At 69.6% G+C, this 15,093-nt stretch carries 17 protein-coding genes; 16 read left to right on the plus strand and 1 reads right to left on the minus strand.

Features of this window, described 5'->3' with window-relative positions; translation table 11 throughout:
* Nucleotides 1-46 precede the first annotated feature (46 nt).
* Complete coding sequence (locus B9S64_RS02930) at nucleotides 47-802, minus strand: site-specific DNA-methyltransferase (protein WP_103492514.1); 756 nt, start codon at nucleotides 800-802, stop codon at nucleotides 47-49.
* A gap of 517 nt (nucleotides 803-1,319) precedes the next feature.
* Between B9S64_RS02930 and B9S64_RS02935 the strand changes: the two genes are divergently transcribed.
* The 16 genes from B9S64_RS02935 to B9S64_RS03010 all read left to right on the plus strand — a co-directional run bounded on the left by B9S64_RS02935 (nucleotide 1,320) and on the right by B9S64_RS03010 (nucleotide 15,074).
* The gene (locus B9S64_RS02935) at nucleotides 1,320-2,438 is read left to right on the plus strand and encodes a C40 family peptidase (RefSeq protein WP_103492515.1); all 1,119 of its coding nucleotides are present in this window, start codon (nucleotides 1,320-1,322) and stop codon (nucleotides 2,436-2,438) included.
* Between the two features lie 371 nt (nucleotides 2,439-2,809).
* The gene (locus B9S64_RS02940; protein WP_030817660.1) at nucleotides 2,810-3,124 is read left to right on the plus strand and encodes a DUF6112 family protein; all 315 of its coding nucleotides are present in this window, start codon (nucleotides 2,810-2,812) and stop codon (nucleotides 3,122-3,124) included.
* Entirely contained in the window at nucleotides 3,124-3,816 is a 693-nt protein-coding gene (locus B9S64_RS02945) for a hypothetical protein (RefSeq protein WP_030817662.1), read from the plus strand. The genes B9S64_RS02940 and B9S64_RS02945 overlap by 1 nt, the downstream gene beginning before the upstream one ends.
* Before the next feature lie 36 nt (nucleotides 3,817-3,852).
* Entirely contained in the window at nucleotides 3,853-5,226 is a 1,374-nt protein-coding gene (locus B9S64_RS02950) for an ATP-binding protein (RefSeq protein WP_030817664.1), read from the plus strand.
* Nucleotides 5,227-5,301: 75 nt separating this feature from the next.
* Entirely contained in the window at nucleotides 5,302-6,774 is a 1,473-nt protein-coding gene (locus B9S64_RS02955) for an SCO6880 family protein (RefSeq protein ID WP_181012379.1), read from the plus strand.
* Nucleotides 6,657-7,244 (plus strand): DUF4259 domain-containing protein, encoded by a 588-nt coding sequence (locus B9S64_RS35480; RefSeq protein WP_146060148.1) that lies wholly within the window; start codon nucleotides 6,657-6,659, stop codon nucleotides 7,242-7,244. Before B9S64_RS02955 ends, B9S64_RS35480 begins: the two co-directional genes overlap by 118 nt.
* A 25-nt stretch (nucleotides 7,245-7,269) precedes the next feature.
* Nucleotides 7,270-7,707: a DUF6238 family protein gene (locus tag B9S64_RS02965; protein WP_030817668.1), complete on the plus strand. Its 438-nt coding sequence runs from the start codon at nucleotides 7,270-7,272 to the stop codon at nucleotides 7,705-7,707.
* A gap of 28 nt (nucleotides 7,708-7,735) precedes the next feature.
* A complete protein-coding gene (locus B9S64_RS02970) occupies nucleotides 7,736-9,241 on the plus strand; it encodes a VirB4 family type IV secretion system protein (RefSeq protein ID WP_030817670.1) in 1,506 nt (501 codons plus the stop codon).
* A 14-nt stretch (nucleotides 9,242-9,255) separates the two neighbouring features.
* Nucleotides 9,256-9,828, plus strand: coding sequence for a hypothetical protein (locus B9S64_RS02975; RefSeq protein ID WP_181012380.1), 573 nt, complete (start codon nucleotides 9,256-9,258; stop codon nucleotides 9,826-9,828).
* Between the two features lie 43 nt (nucleotides 9,829-9,871).
* The gene (locus B9S64_RS34305) at nucleotides 9,872-10,126 is read left to right on the plus strand and encodes a hypothetical protein (protein ID WP_037706056.1); all 255 of its coding nucleotides are present in this window, start codon (nucleotides 9,872-9,874) and stop codon (nucleotides 10,124-10,126) included.
* Nucleotides 10,116-11,030 carry a hypothetical protein gene (locus B9S64_RS02985; protein ID WP_030817674.1) on the plus strand — a complete coding sequence of 305 codons (915 nt, stop codon included), beginning with the start codon at nucleotides 10,116-10,118 and terminating at the stop codon, nucleotides 11,028-11,030. Before B9S64_RS34305 ends, B9S64_RS02985 begins: the two co-directional genes overlap by 11 nt.
* A gap of 33 nt (nucleotides 11,031-11,063) precedes the next feature.
* A complete protein-coding gene (locus B9S64_RS02990; protein ID WP_103492517.1) occupies nucleotides 11,064-11,834 on the plus strand; it encodes a hypothetical protein in 771 nt (256 codons plus the stop codon).
* Nucleotides 11,835-12,113: 279 nt separating this feature from the next.
* On the plus strand, nucleotides 12,114-12,572 hold the full coding sequence (locus B9S64_RS02995; RefSeq protein WP_030817678.1) for a hypothetical protein: 459 nt from the start codon (nucleotides 12,114-12,116) through the stop codon (nucleotides 12,570-12,572).
* Nucleotides 12,569-13,753, plus strand: coding sequence for a hypothetical protein (locus B9S64_RS03000; RefSeq protein WP_103492518.1), 1,185 nt, complete (start codon nucleotides 12,569-12,571; stop codon nucleotides 13,751-13,753). Before B9S64_RS02995 ends, B9S64_RS03000 begins: the two co-directional genes overlap by 4 nt.
* Before the next feature lie 54 nt (nucleotides 13,754-13,807).
* Nucleotides 13,808-14,818 (plus strand): hypothetical protein, encoded by a 1,011-nt coding sequence (locus tag B9S64_RS03005; RefSeq protein WP_103492519.1) that lies wholly within the window; start codon nucleotides 13,808-13,810, stop codon nucleotides 14,816-14,818.
* 10 nt (nucleotides 14,819-14,828) lie between these two features.
* A complete protein-coding gene (locus tag B9S64_RS03010) occupies nucleotides 14,829-15,074 on the plus strand; it encodes a hypothetical protein (protein WP_181012381.1) in 246 nt (81 codons plus the stop codon).
* Nucleotides 15,075-15,093 lie beyond the last annotated feature (19 nt).

Genomic DNA, 15,093 nt, shown 5'->3' on the forward strand with positions numbered 1-15,093 from the left:
TTCCGCTATGGGCTCCAGTCACCTCGACCGTAAGCGCGGTCGCGGCTCAGACGGTGAGAACCACGTCGTCCTGGGTAAGGGTTTCACGGACTGTTTCGGTGAGCCGGTCGGCCGCGATCGACGCGTAGTGCTCGGTCTTCTCCACACCGATAAAGTCCCGGCCTTCCAGCAGGGCGGCGACGCCCGTGGAGCCGGAGCCGGCACAGAAGTCGAGCACTGTGCCACCCGGCGGGGAGATCTTGACCAGCTCGCGCATCACCTCGACCGGCTTCTGCGTGATGTGCTGGCGCTTGGACCCCGAGGGCTGCGACGCCGAGTACATACCCGGCAGGTAGACCGGGTTCCGGGAACCGTCGATCGGCCCCTTCGACCCCCAGATGATGAACTCACAGTTCTGGGTGAACCGGCCCTTCTGCGGCCTGGCCTGCGGCTTGTGCCAGGCAAGCACGCCCCGCCACAGCCACCCGGCCGCCTGGATCGCATCCGTTGTCGTGGCGAGTTGGCGCCAGTCGGTGAACAACAGCGCGGTCCCGCCGGTCTTCGTCAGACGGTGCGCTTCGGTCATGATCTGCGTCAGCCAGAACCCATAGCTGCGCTGGTCCATGTTCTCGCCGGTGAAGTCGGCGAGGTCGTTCTTGGAATCGGCGGAGGTGTACTTCTGCTTGGCGGAGCGGGTGGTGCGCTCCTTCGCGGTCCGGCCCCCGCTGTTGTACGGCGGATCGGTGATGACCGAGTCGACGCAGCCGTCCGGAAGGCCGGTGAGGATGCCGAGGGCGTCGCCCTGGTGCAGGGAAAAAGGCAAAGAGGAACCCCTATTCGGGTATGGGAACGCGGAGCGAAATGGGACTCACTGCCTCACGCAGTAGTCCTCGCGGGCTGGAATCGGGCATGCAGAAGCCCAGAGCCACAGACCGAGGAAGGTGAGGGGGAGTCCAAAAACTGTAGAGGCGAATCCGCCGACGACCAAAAAGTGCTCCGTGAGGTGCCGGATTCCGATACCTCAGGCCGATTTTTTGGTCAACGGCCGATCCGCGCCTACTGTTTTTGAACCGTCCGGCGCACACCGCCGCTGGCTACTCCCCTCCGTGTTTCACGGAGGTACTCCCTGCCCTGGAACACCTAGTTCACGGCCTCGCCACGCGAAGCGAGCGGCAACTCATCCGTGCCGGCCCGTCCCGATCGCCCACCCCGGCCGCCGCGCCCTTCCATGACGCCTCGCGCACCGGCACGCCGGTCACCGCACCCCTCAAGGACACGTTCATGACGTCTCGTTACCCACCCATGCCCACACATGCTGACCGGCGAGCTATCGGCTCCGGTTGAAGGCGCTCGCCGCCGGCATCGGCGTCGTCTTCCTCTCCCCCATCCTGATCGCCGGCACCGGCATGGTGCTGGCAACCTCTGCCGACGCCGTGCAGAGCAACGGCTCCCTCAGCAACTGTCTGACCGACATCGACACCGACAAGGTCGCCGAGCAGGTCGGCAAGATCCTCGACGGCGCATCCGGCGAGAACGTCCGCATCGAGGGCCTGGACCTGCCTTCCGAGCAGGTCCCCCACGCGCAGACGATCGTGGCCGCCGGCCTCTCGCTCGACGTCCCCACGAAGGGACAGATCATCGCGCTCGCCACGGCGATGCAGGAGAGCCGGCTGCGCAACCTCAACTACGGCGACCGCGACTCCCTCGGCCTGTTCCAGCAGCGTCCCTCCCAGGGCTGGGGCAGCGCCCAGCAGGTCCGCGATCCGGTCTACGCCTCCGAGCAGTTCTACAAGCACTTGCTCAAGGTGGACGGTTGGCAGCAGATGACCGTCACCCAGGCCGCCCAAGCCGTGCAGAAGTCCGGCCTGCCGGACGCGTACGCGCAGTGGGAGAACCTGGCCACTGCATTGCAGGCTGCCATCGCCAAGACCTTCCCCGGCGGCGCCAACGACACGGACCAGGCCACTCAGCCGCCGACCCTTTCCACCGGCTGCGCGCCGGGCCAGGACGGTTCCGGCTTCGGTCCCATCCCCGAGGGGAGGGTCCCGAAGGGCTACACGATCCCCAAGGACGCCGCCCCGAAGGCGCGCAAGGCCATCGAGTGGGCGATGCGCCAGCTCGGCACGCTCTACCAGTGGGGCGGGTCCTGCACCAACGCACACGGCCCCGACCCGATGGGCCGCTGCGACTGCTCCAGCCTGATGCAACAGGCATACGCGCAGGTCGGCGTCACGCTTACCCGCACCACGTATACGCAGGTCAACGAGGGCAAGGCAGTATCGCCGGCCCAGCTCAAGCCCGGTGACCTGATCTTCAACCACGGCAGCGCCGCACGGCCTGAACACGTCGGCATGTACATGGGCGAGGGCCTCCTTATCGAGGCGCCGCGCACCACCAAGCCGGTCCGGATCACGCCGATCAAGGACTGGACGATTCTCGCCGCCCGCCGCGTCCTCTGACGCTCGCCCGGCACTGTAGGTTCCGATTTCACTTGTCGTTGTCCAGCCATCTTGTCGTCGACTTGTCGCCTGCTGGGGTAAACCCGCAGGTCGACCGTCCGAGACATCTGTCAGCCCGACCTATCCGGGCCCTCCCGGCTGAAGAATCCGACAAGTTCGCTGGACGATTCCGCCGACAAGTCTCCCGGACAGTCCGCCAAAGGCGCTGGTCAGCCGAGCGTCAGACGACAAGTCGAACCGGAACCTACAGGCACCGCGCCGGGCGGGCTGTCGCCGCGGCCACTTCCGCACCCCAAGCACACCTCCCCTCCGCTTCCCCTCTTCCGCCGGCCCTCGCCTGGCCCGCGTATGCAAGGAGCCTCGCCACACCTATGCCCGTCCCTCTCGCAGACCGCCTCATCCAGCTCGCCTACGACCCAGGAATCTCGCCCCAGGGCGGCGGGCTGCCCGGCCTCGCCGTGCTGAAGAACGTCGTCAACAGCATCAACATGTTCGGCATCATCGCCGTGGTCGGCGCCCTCGCCGTCTCGCTCGGCGTCTGGGCCTGGGGCCACCACAGCGGTGGCCACCAGGCCGAGGCCAACGGGAAGAAGGGCGTCCTCGTGGCAGCCGGCGCCGCCCTCGGCCTCGGTGCCGCTAACGGGATCGTCGCGTTCTTCTCCAGTCTGGGGTCGCAGGTTCACTGATGCGCAAACGATTCCCCTCCCTCTCGGCGCTCTCGTACGGCACACACTGGCCAACCGGCAAGCGCATCGCGATCGTCGCCTCCGCCGTCGCCGTCCTCCTCGCCATCGCCGCGGTCGTCGCCCTGCTGACCGGCGGTGGAAACGGGCACCAAGCTCCTGGGGCCGCCGCGCCCACCCGGACGGGCAGCCCGTCCTCCACCGAGGCGGCCCCGAAGCCTTCCTCCGGAACGGGGTCGGTGCCCAAGCCTCCCCAGATCGCCGAGCCGGTTGCCTACGCCAAGGCGGCGGCCCAGATGCTGTGGTCTTACGACACCCGCACCACCAGCCGCGACCAGCAGCTCGCCGGCATACACACCTGGATGACAGACGAGAGCATCTACGCCGACTGGGCCTCGGTCTCCGGTCAGGTGCCCGATCCGGTGCTGTGGTCACGGATGGCCGACCAGGAGCAGCACGCCACCGCCGGCGTCACCGAGGGCCACTTCCCCTCGGCGTTCAAGCAGGCGCTCGCCGATGACCCGTCCGCGATCACCGAGGCGTACATCTACGTCGTCACCGTCAACGGCAAGCAGCAGATCGCCTGGAAGAAGGGCGGCGGCGGAGCCGAGGAGCGGGCTGTGACCCTTGCGGTCCAGTGCCGCCCGAGCCATGACTGTGCCCTGGCCGCCATCGCCCCGAGCGTCACGCAGTGACCCGCGCCTGCAACAAGAACGGAGGGGTAGCTCCTCGTGGGTTTCTGTGATCTCCCCCTGGCAGACAAACTGTGCGCCGTCGGCGACGCGGTGGATTTCGCTTCGAACCCCGGCAAGGCCATCGGTGACTGGATGGCGAAGTCCGCCGGCGAACTCGCCGCCGCGGCGGCCGACCTGGCCGCCGTGGCAGTCAACACCACCACGGAGGTGGACCTGAACGCCGGCTGGTTCCGCGACAACTACGAGATGCTGTTGCCGCTGGGCCTGGTCCTGCTGGTCGCCACGTTCTGCGCGCAGTTGGTGCGGGCAGCCATCCGGCGTGACGGGCAGGCCCTGACACAAGCGTTCACCGGCACTATGAGCGGCGTCCTGTTCGCCTTCTGTGCCATCGCGTTCACGACGGTCGCGGTGGAAGTGGTCGACGCGATATCCAATGGCCTGTTCAAGGCCGCGCACCTGAACATCGAGACGGCGGTGCGCCGGATCGTGAAGGTCAACCAGCTCGGAGCCTTGACCGGACTGGGCTGGCTTGTCCCGGTCGTCGCCGGTCTCGGCGCCGCCCTCGGAGCGTTCCTCTACTGGTGCGTGATGATGGTGCGCAAGGTCGGCATCCTCGTCATGGTCACCTTGGCGATCTTCGCGTCCGCCGGTGGCGGCTGGGAGGTCGCCCGGCGCTGGCGTAAGGGCTGGATCGAGGCCACCGCGACCCTCGTGGTCTCCAAGCTCCTGATGACCGTGATCTTCGTTCTCGGTATCGCCGCCATGGGTAAGACCGAGGCCAAGGACGGCACCGCCGCTCTGGCTGACGTCATGGCCGGGATCGTGATCATGGTGCTGGTGCTGCTGTGCCCGTATGCGGTCTTCAAGTTCGTGCACTGGGCGGCCGACGGCACCGACGGCGAGTCCGTCCACCGTGCCGGTGGCGCGGGAGCCCAGATCGCCAAGGCACATGCCGAGAAGGCCGCCCGCAAGGCCGCCTCGGCTGCGGCCACCGCCGGAACCGGCGGTGCGGCAGCGGGAGCGGGGGCCGCCCCGCAAGGCCCCGATGCCGGCGGCGGAGGTGGATTTCCCGGCGATGTCGCCGCCAACCCGACCGGCGGAGGCGGAGAGGGCAAGGAAGGTTCACCATCCGGAGGCTCGGGTGTCTCGCCCGGTGGCGATGCCGTCAAGTCCGGTCTGGAGAAGGCCGTCCAGCCTGCACCGACCAGCGTGTCCGACGACACCAGCGGCCAGGTGGGCGGCAGCCAAGGGCCCGGCGGACCGGGGGCGAGCGCCTCATCCGGCCAGGGCGAGGGCTGGCAGTCCACCCCGCCGACCACGACCCCGCCGCCCCAGGGAGCACCGCCGTCCTCTGGCTCCCAGAGCGCCACGTCCAGCGGGTCGGCCACACCGCCGGCGGCCGGTCTCTGATTCTCTGCCCGACTCCCGGGGGCGGGGCCAAGCGCCCCGCCCCCGGGTACCACCCGCGCCTCCAGGAACCGCCCCTTGACTGATCTCTCCGCCGCCCCGATCACGGTGAAATTCCCGCACCGGAGCCGCCGCGGCATCCTCCTCGGCCTCTCACTGCCCCAACTTGCGCTGGCTTCGAGCACGCTGGCGCTGCTGCTGATGACGGTGATCTCCACGGGCCTGCTGGGCGCCGTCGCCCTGGCCCCGCTGTGGGCCGCCTCTGGCGCCCTCATCGCCGTCCGCCGGCACGGCCGCTCCCTCATCGACTGGGCGCCGATCGTCACCCGCTACGCTCTCCGCCGCCGTACCGGCCAGACGCTCTGGCTCGCCCGGCCCGTTACTCGCCCGCGACAGGACGGCGTCCTTCACCTGCCTGGCGCCGCCGCCTCCCTGAAGGTGGTCACTCCTGGTGACTCCGCCAACGGTGCTGCGGCCGTGTACGACCCGCACCGGCAGACCCTGACCGCCATCGCACGCGTCACCTCCCGCGCCTTCGTCCTCCTCGACGCGGCCACCCAGAACCACAACGTCAGCAGCTGGGGACGCGCGCTGGCAGGCATCGCCCGGATCGGCCACATCGCCACCGTGCAAGTGCTGGAGCGCACCGTCCCCGACAGCGGTGACACCCTTACCCGGCATTGGACCCAGAACGGGCGGCACCAGGCCCCGGTCGCCAGACAGATCTATTCCGAACTGGTTTCCTCAGCCGGCCCTGCCGCCGCTCCGCACGAGACCTACCTCGCTATATCCCTTGATCTGAAGGCCGCCAAGCGGCTGATCGCGCAGGCCGGCGGCGGTTTGCCAGGCGCGTTCACCGTCATGGAGCAGACGACCGCGTCGCTCGCCCAGGCCGCCCGGAACGCCGGTCTCATGGTGACCGGGTGGCTGAACGCCCGGGAGATCGCCGCAGTCATCCGCACCGCCTACGACCCCAAGGCCCTCGCAGCCCTCCAGCAGTGGTCCGAGACCGGCCGCGCCGAAGCGGAACCCGCCGCCGCGGGGCCTGTCGTCCAGTTCGAGGAGTACGACCGCCTCGCCACCGACAGCGCCCGGCACGCGACGTACTGGGTGGAGAACTGGCCGCGCACCGAGATGGGAGCGGGCTTTCTGCACGAGATCATGTTTACCGCCGGAGTGCGGCGCAGCCTGTCCCTCATCTACGCACCCCAGGGGCTTGAGTCCGCTCTGCGGGATGTCCAGCGAAGGAAGGCCGCGATCATCGCCGACGCGAACGAGCGCGCCCGCCGCGGTCAAGTCGATTCCGAAGAGGATTCCGTCGAGTACGCCGACGTCAAGACGCGAGAGCGCCAGCTCATCGCCGGGCACGCGGACGTGGCCCTGACCGGACTGGTCACCGTCACGGCCGAGACCGATGCTCTCCTCGACGCCGCCTGTGCACAGATCGAGACCGCCGCCGTCACCGCCGGCGTCGACTTGCGCCGCCTCAACTACCAGCAGCCCGACGCCTTCATCGTCGCCGCCCTCCCCCTCGCCCGCACGACCTTGTAGCGGAGGAGTCCAGCACATGGGGCACTGGCCCCTTCGACAATGACCTGGCAGCCGACTACGCCTTGCTGCTCGACCGGTCAGGCGCGCCCGAGGTTCTCCTGCGCCACGCCCTCTCCGAGCCGGGCAGAACCACGATCCAGAACTGGGAAGTGACGGTCGCAGCCGCAGCGGTGATCGCCTCGTCCCGTGCCGGCAGCGAGCCTCTCCACCCCGTGTACTGCCCGCAGAAACACCTGCCACCGCTCCCCCACGATCTGCGGGAACTCGCGGCTGCGGCCCTCGTCACCATCCTCACCCGCCCTTCGCAGACTTATGGATGGGTGGGCGAACAGTTCGTCACACGCTGGCTCTCCAGCCTCGCCCAACTGCACGGGGTGCTCGCAGCGAGGCCAACCCAGCTGCCTCCGGCAGCATCTCCGGCCTGTCGCCCCACCCAGACGGCGCCCGACTCGGGCACCCGTCGCCGCTGACCTCACCGACCCAGCAAGGACCTTCTTGAACACCAGTCCCGCGCACGAAGCACAGCCCTATCTGCGTGCCGCCACTGCCGGCATCCACCACCACGCCCGGAGCCTGCCCACCCAGGACCACGCCGCCGACCGCGTTCACCTGGACGTGCTGCATGCCCACTTGACCACGCTGCACCAGCTTCTGGACCAGCTCGCAGACACCACCCGGCCCCAGAATCCCGCTGCCGGGCGCCACCTCGCCACCGCGCGGACCCGGCTGTGGCAGGCCGCCACCGAAACCCACGCCGCCTTCCACCGACTGCCGACCACGACTGCCAACTCCACCGAGTGCCGCCCCGAACAGCTTCCCGAGGGACCAACAGTCCTCACGATCTGCCAGCGCCACCTCGCTGCCGGGCACATCACCCGGCGCAAGACCACTCCCAGCGACCTCCGCGCGCACACCACGGCATGCGTGCGATGAGCACCACCCGCAGAATCGAGCGCCCCCGATGAGCCACCGGCCCGCCCGCCGCGCCTTCGCCAGCCCCCTGTTCACTCCCTACGGGACCGACCGGGCCAGCCGCAGGGAAGCCCGTCGCCAGCTCTCCGAAGCCACCGCCAAGGCCCGTGCCGACGCCAGCAGCCACCGGACAGGTCCTGCACCCGCCGAGCATGAGACACCCGCTCCGCTCTACCCGTCGAGCGGACGCCCCGGGCCCGCCTCCGCCCGCCAGAACCGGCTGAAACTGCCCGCCCACCGCATGACCACCGCAGTGGCCGCCGGCGCATACCCATTCCTCGCCGAAGGCGGCCTCGGAGCCGAAGGCATCTACATCGGCCGCGACGTCCACGCCGAGGCCAGCTTCGTTTTCGATCCGTTCGCGCTGTACGGCAAGGTCGAGGGGTTCACCAACCCGAACCTCCTGTTGGCTGGCGTGATCGGCCAGGGCAAGAGCGCACTGGCCAAGTCCTTCGCGCTGCGTTCGGTGGCCTTCGGATACCGCGTCTACGTGCCGTGCGACCCGAAAGGCGAGTGGACGCCTGTGGCGGAGGCCCTCGGCGGCCGGTCCGTCGCCCTTGGCCCCGGGCTACCGGGACGCCTGAATCCTCTCGACGCGGCGCCGCGACCACAGGGCGTCTCCGAGGCCGACTGGGTCGGCGAGATCCGCAAGCGACGCCTGCTCCTGCTCGGCTCCCTTGCCCGCACCGTTCTGGGGCGGGACCTGATGCCCATGGAACACACCGCCCTAGACGTCGCCCTCGACGCCGTCGTCACCCGTGCCGCGGTTGCCAGCCACACTCCGCTCCTCGGCGACGTCGCCGCCACCCTCAACAACCCTGGCGCCCTGGCTGAGGCCGCCGCGATGATGTCAGGACAGCTCGGAGACGCAGCCCAAGACCTGGCCCACGCGATGCGCCGTCTCGTCCACGGGGATCTCGCCGGCATGTTCGACGCCCCCTCCACCGTCGCCTTCGACCCGAACGCGCCCATGCTCACCATCGACCTGTCCCGCCTCGGCGGCTCCGGCGACGACACCGCTCTCGTCCTGGCGATGACCTGCGCGAGCGCCTGGATGGAGTCCGCCCTCTCCGATCCGTCCGGCGGCCGGCGCTGGATCGTCTACGACGAGGCGTGGAGGTTGATGCGGCACGTCGGTCTGCTGCAGCGGATGCAGGCCCAGTGGAAACTGAGCCGCGGCCTCGGTATCGCCAACCTCATGGTGATCCACCGGCTGTCCGACCTACTCACCGCCGGCGACGCCGGATCACAGGGCCGCGCCCTGGCCGAAGGGCTTCTCGCCGACTGCAGCACCCGAATCATCTACCGCCAGGAAACCGACCAACTCCACGCCGCAGCCTCCCTGCTCGGCCTCACCTCCGTCGAGATGGACGCCATCGCTCACCTCAACCGAGGGCGCGGATTGTGGAAAGTCGCAGGTCGGAGCTTCATCGTGCAACACCTCCTGCACAGCCACGAACTGGCGCTCTTCGACACTGACGCCCGTATGCACTGAGGAACAGAACGCCCGTGACACCTGGCATACAACGCGACCTGATACCCAGCGCCGAGGCCCATCACCTTATCGGCACGCTCAACGTGATGAAGGACAAACTACTCAACGCCGCCGAGCAGTGGCAGCTGCTGGACGAGAACGGAGACGTTCCGGCCTCACCCTCCTACGCCGCACTGCTCCAGCACGCCGCGGACGCACAGGACCTCTCCCGCGACGTTTTCCGGCTGACCGCCGACTTCGCGCGGATCCCTCACCGCACCACCAGTGCCGGCAACACCGTTTTGAGACATCTCGCCACGGCGGCGACCATGTCGAGCCACGCAGCCTCGCACTTCTCCGAGACTGCGGAGTGTGCCCTGGCCCTGCCCCGGTCTGCCACCCCGACCGACCGGCGCTACCTCACGAACCGCATGGTCAACGACCACGCCTCAGCCCGCGCCTTCCTGCGGCGCTCCTCGGAATCCCTGCGGGACGCGGCCAAGGAACTCGACGACCACCTCGGCTTCCAGCCCTTCCTCGCGCCGCTCACCCGTCAGGAAGGCCCGCCGCTGCCTCCACCTCCCACGCCGGGCGGTCGCCGCCGCTGACCGCACCGAACCCGTAGCCCAATGCACCCACGTCCCCCAAGGAATGCCCCTGAACCGCCCCGTTCATTTCAGCGACGCCGACTGGGCCGAGTACCAGCAGTGCCAGGCCGAGCACGACGACCTCATGGCGCAGGTCGTCGCCGACCGCGAAGCCCATCTGGAACACGACCTGATCGCCACCTACGACGAGTACCAACTCGACTTCACCGCGCTTCCGAAGCCGGAAGCCGGCCCTACCCGCCGGACACCTCCGCCGCACCGCTCACCGGCCTCCCGCAGGAGGAGCCGTGGCCGCTGACGATGACAGCACCCCCGACACTCGCCGCGCGACTCCCCTCGCGCCGCTTCCTGACCACCGCAATGTGAACACCCCCTGGTGGCAGGAGCTGTGGCGCCGCCACGCGCACATCACCACACCACTGCGAGAGCGCGGGCTGGAGTGTGACATCGAGTTCGGCCTCAGCGCCTACATCGTGCGCGTGTCGCTCCCCGACGACAGTTACCTGATCATCGGCCCGCCGCAAGAGCCGCCCTCCGAGCGCCCGCCCGGGGACCCGGAGGGCTGGATCGTGACCCGTGAGCGCAACAGCGACCGGTCAAGTTATTTCGAGCGCATCTACGACTCGGCTCCCCCCGCATACCCCGATCCCCCCGAGCAACCAGAGGCCCGCCACGGCGGCAGCGTCCAGCCCTTGATCGCAGCCCTCGACCATCACCTCGCGCAGCTCGGGCTGCTGCCCCATGCCGTCGCGCCCCACGAAAGCCCACCTGTGCACTCAGCTCATCCGTCCAACCCGTCCAAGGACCCGGACGTCACCGAGAGGGCAGACCGAACCGCCTACGCCTACGGCGACGTCCTCCTCACTCTCACCGACCAGCTCAACGGGACAAACTCGCACGCGGACGCCGCCGCTCTGCTCCACCAGATCCTGGAGCCGACCCACGGCCTGCTGGAGCGGCTCGGCGAATTCTTCGAGGCAGCCGCGGAGAAGGCGAAGGAAGCAAAACAGGACGACGGCTTCGACCTGTCTTACGACCTCGCCGACGCCGCCGCCGAAATCCGCAACCTAGGGGAAGACCTACGCGTAACCGAGGACCGAATGCGGGCGCTGACACCGCTCCGTCCCACACCGCAGGTGCGCTCCGCCCCGGCCCTTCCGCCTCGCTCAGTCCCGCCAGCCGCGCCGCGACACACCCGCTGACACCGCACCCACGCCACCCCTGCCAGGAAGAACATGACCGCACCCCGTACCGATCTCTCCGCCTTCGCCAGCGGCCTCGCCGATCGCCTGCCAGGCATATGGACCAGCCACTACCAGCGCGCCCAGTACGCGGATCAGCCGCCCCGTACCGAGCAACTCTGGGACATCGGCCACGTCGACTACATAGTCAGCCAGAACGTCCTCACCCACGACGCTGTGCTCCACGGGCCGGACAACCAGCGACTGTACGTCACTGACCGGCCGCTCTACCCGCACCAGTTCGTCATCGCGCCGCTCGTGCCTACCGCAACGCACATCAAGCCGCACCACTTCGACACCGTCGAGGAGCCCAACGGCATCGCCGTACCCGATGATCCGACCCGGGCTGCGGCTCAAGTCGCCCGACGGATGCTGCCCCGCTACGAGCAGGCCCTCCAGACAGTGCTCACCAACGCAGAAACCCATCCCGAGCCTCCACACCGACCCGGGCCGCCACAGGTCGACCAGGTCCTCACCCTGACCCAGTACGCCGACGGAGTCCTCGGCACACCCTACGAGAGCGTGCCGGTGGACGCCCGTATGACGCTGTACGCCCATGGGTTCCAGTACCACCCGCACCAAGCGGCATTCCTCCTTCCCGCCGTCTACGGGGACAGCGGTCGCGCCCTTCGCGTCCACGGCGTGGTCCAGCAACTCACAGCCAAGGGCATAGGTGTGAATCTCCGCCACTCGGCGCCCACCACCACTGCGGCCCTCCCGCCGGCATCTCCGACGACGGCACCCGTGACCAGCCGTACTCGCTGAACCCTCCGGTCGGCGCCGCAACCCTCTCCCGTCTGGCCGACACGGTGATCGATGCCGAGATCCCGGTCGCCGACATGGTCCACGGCGGCTCTGATCCGGAGCAGGAGCAGCGCGTAGCCGGTCGCCGAGACCTGGCTCGCCGAAGGCGAAATGTTCCTGCGTCGGGGGCCCGCGCCAGCGCACCCCACCGCCGCCCAGCCCGGCCTCTCGCCGCGGCACGGCCCGCGCACCGCGGCCCGTGCCCCTTCCGCCCCACGTCCCGAGGAGAACCCCGCCCCCTTGCAGCCCGGCACCCACTTCGCCTTCGGCGACCACCAGGAACACGGCTTCGTGGCCTCCTTCGCCTCCTCCCTGCCCGCCCATCTCGCCCATTGGTACCTGCTCCGCGAGCAGTTCGAGCCCGTACCCGACGAACCTGGGCTGTTCCGGCTCAGCGAACCCGAGCGCGAGGGCATCCGCCGCACCCGGCAGGCCGTGCACGACCTGCGCAGCCAGGGATACACCGTGCAGGCCGACATCCCTCTCGACCCCGCCGCCGCTGCAGACCCACCACGGCCTGCCCCGTCGAACGGCCTTATGGAGCGCCGCAGCCGTCTTGCACAGGCCGCCGCCGGCCGGACAACGCAGAGGGGTACCGCACCCGCCACCTCGCCACCGTCGGCCCGGCCGATCCCACCGAAGCCCTCCTACGCGCCGACCGTCCACCTAACGGCTTCGGGCGGGGGGCGGTCACGATGACATCCGTGAACGGCCCCACCCCTCGGCCCTCGGCGGCCGACCTCGCGCACCGTGCACACGACTTCCGGCTGCGGATGTCCGTCATCGGCTGCGAGACCGAGACCGCACTCGACACCACACGCGACCGCTACGGGCGAACCGTCCATGCAGGCGCCGCCACAGCCGCCCTGGCCCACCGTGACCAGGCGGCCGTGGAGGCATACGCCAAGCACCTGGCCCCGTACGCCGACGCACTGCTCGGTTCCGCTCGCCGCGCGCTGGACGAACTGCCGCCAGCCCGGCACCTCGCCGGATGGCGGACAGTGCTGGATGGCCTCGCCGCCTCCACTGCCGAGATCCGCCGGGCCCTCGACCAGCCCGCCACCCCCAGCTCGGCAGCCGAACGCGCGCAGCATGCCGCGTTATGGCCCCACCTCGCCACCTGGGCGGATCACGGTTACATCGCCAGCAACCTCGCCGACCAGGACCAGCGGCCCCACCGCAAGACTCCGCTGAGCGGCGAGGAACAGCACGCGTGGACCGAGCGGGCCCAGGCGGCGCAGCGGCGCGGGGAGCTGGAGCTGACCGAGTCGTGGCACGCCGCCGACGGGCAGCCGATCACCCTCGCGTACCTGGTCGAGGACGACGACTCGACGGTGGTCGCCCTGCGAGGTGACCCGGATGCACCGGGCTGGCAGGTGATCGGCCACCACGTTCACGACTACGTGGCCGGGCAGGCGCTGCCCGCCGCGGTCCCGCCTGGTGTGCTGCGCGCGGACATCTCCCGGTTCAACCGCCCGGCACCCGCCCCCGAGGTCTCGCTGCAGGAACTCATCCGGGACGTCATCGAAGCCCAGACCGCCGGAGATGCGTCCAACGCGCTACTCACCGCCACCCAGCGCGGGTACAACGCGGGCCCGATGATCCGACTCCAGACACTCGTGGAGACCACAAGCCAGTTCGCTTCCGCGCTGGAGACCGTGCAGGGCCGGCAGATCGCTGCCCGGCTCGCCTCGCTCGGCCGACAAATCGACTTCCTCACCCGCGAAGTGCACGAGGCCGCCGAAAACCTCGGCGCGACCGTGGCCGTCCTGCCGCCGCACCGCACCCCCGTGCTGCGGGCCCGCCCACACGCCGCCCCAGGGACAACACTTCCAGCCGCGCCACCGCAGCGCACCACGCCGGCCGCGCGCCACCCGTAGCAGCCCCCGCACCCAGCCGGAGACATCCTGACTGCCGCCACCGCCCACATCACCTTGTATCTGAGCCCCGAGGACGGGCTCGTCGCCCTGCCCCACGGCCCCGGCACCGACTGGGCCCGCACCGCACTGGACCTCTCCGCCTTCGAGGAGCACCACGAGGGCATCCACGTCCTGGCGCTGAACACCCCGGCCACGGCGCAGAACTCAATCGACACCCTGTACCGCAATGCCCAGCACTTCGGGATCACCGTCGACATCACGCGCCGGCCCTTCATCGGCGATGCCGCCCGCCGTATCGCCCAGGCACTCGACGGGACGTGGGCGGTGGAGATCGGCAACCTCCAGCTACCCGAGTCCGACGCACGCCAGCGCTTGCGCTGGGCATGGTCCGCACCTGACGGCTCGCTGTCCTACACCGTGGGGGCCTACGGCGCACAGATGTCGGCCGCGGCGTTCCTCGCCCATGAGGACGGGCGGGAACTGATAGTGGCCGAGAGGCCGTGGGACAAGCAGCTCCTCGTCGGCGCCCTCGCTTCCCATATCGACTTCCCCTCCCTGGGCATTCAGCCGCCGGCCAGCATCGTCGCCCCCACCGAGCAGGCAGCGCTGAAGAAGATCACCCGCACCCTGTTGCCCTCCTACGACCGGGCCTTGACCGACGCCCATCTGCTGATGCTCGACGCCACCCTGGCTCAGGTGCGGGAAGCCCGTGACAGTGCGGAGCATGCCGGCCTGATGCCTCTGGCGTCCGCTCTCCGCCAGCACGCGCCGTACCTGATCCGGCAGCTGCGCAGCACACTGCCCGGACCTCTGGCCGCGCAGTCGGCCGCCGTCCTCGACCGTGCCGAGAGAACGTTCACCCTCGCGCCGCCTCCGGAGGACCAGGCCGCCAGTGTGCTGCTGGAGCACGGAGCGCGCCTGACCGAGATGACCCGTTCGCTCGATCACGGCCTCATCGACCGGCCCGCCCCCGCACCCGCCGCCCCGCCCGGGCTGCCCCAGCCTCCGAGCGGGCCCGCCTCGCCTTCGCCCAACACCCCACCGCTTTCCCGCCACCACCGATAGGAGATCTGCCTTGCCCGATGCACCAGCGGAATCGTTCACGCCGATTCGGCACATCATCACCGGCGAGATCACCACCACCGGCTACAACGCCGCCGCCCGGCGGATCCTGCTCCAGGACGGCTTCGAAGAGACGCCAGGCTGCGCCTGCCGAGCGACGGAACCCGGTACGGAGCGGACGCACGGGCCTGCTCGGCAGCCAACGAGCTGCTCGTCGCCGACCCCCTGCGCCTGGACCGAGCCCCCGGTCGGCCGGTGAGCGCCGACGGTACGCCCCA

The sequence above is a fragment of the Streptomyces sp. SM18 genome, assembly GCF_002910775.2.
Taxonomy (GTDB): Bacteria; Actinomycetota; Actinomycetes; order Streptomycetales; family Streptomycetaceae; genus Streptomyces; species Streptomyces halstedii.

Bases quoted from the DNA above. Each gene is read 5' to 3' on its own strand.
- B9S64_RS02940 (WP_030817660.1), top strand. From the start codon at position 2,810: ATGCCCGTCCCTCTCGCAGACCGCCTCATCCAGCTCGCCTACGACCCA.
- B9S64_RS34305 (WP_037706056.1), top strand. From the start codon at position 9,872: ATGCCCCTGAACCGCCCCGTTCATTTCAGCGACGCCGACTGGGCCGAG.
- B9S64_RS02990 (WP_103492517.1), top strand. From the start codon at position 11,064: ATGACCGCACCCCGTACCGATCTCTCCGCCTTCGCCAGCGGCCTCGCC.
- B9S64_RS03000 (WP_103492518.1), top strand. From the start codon at position 12,569: ATGACATCCGTGAACGGCCCCACCCCTCGGCCCTCGGCGGCCGACCTC.
- B9S64_RS02945 (WP_030817662.1), top strand. From the start codon at position 3,124: ATGCGCAAACGATTCCCCTCCCTCTCGGCGCTCTCGTACGGCACACAC.
- B9S64_RS02970 (WP_030817670.1), top strand. From the start codon at position 7,736: ATGAGCCACCGGCCCGCCCGCCGCGCCTTCGCCAGCCCCCTGTTCACT.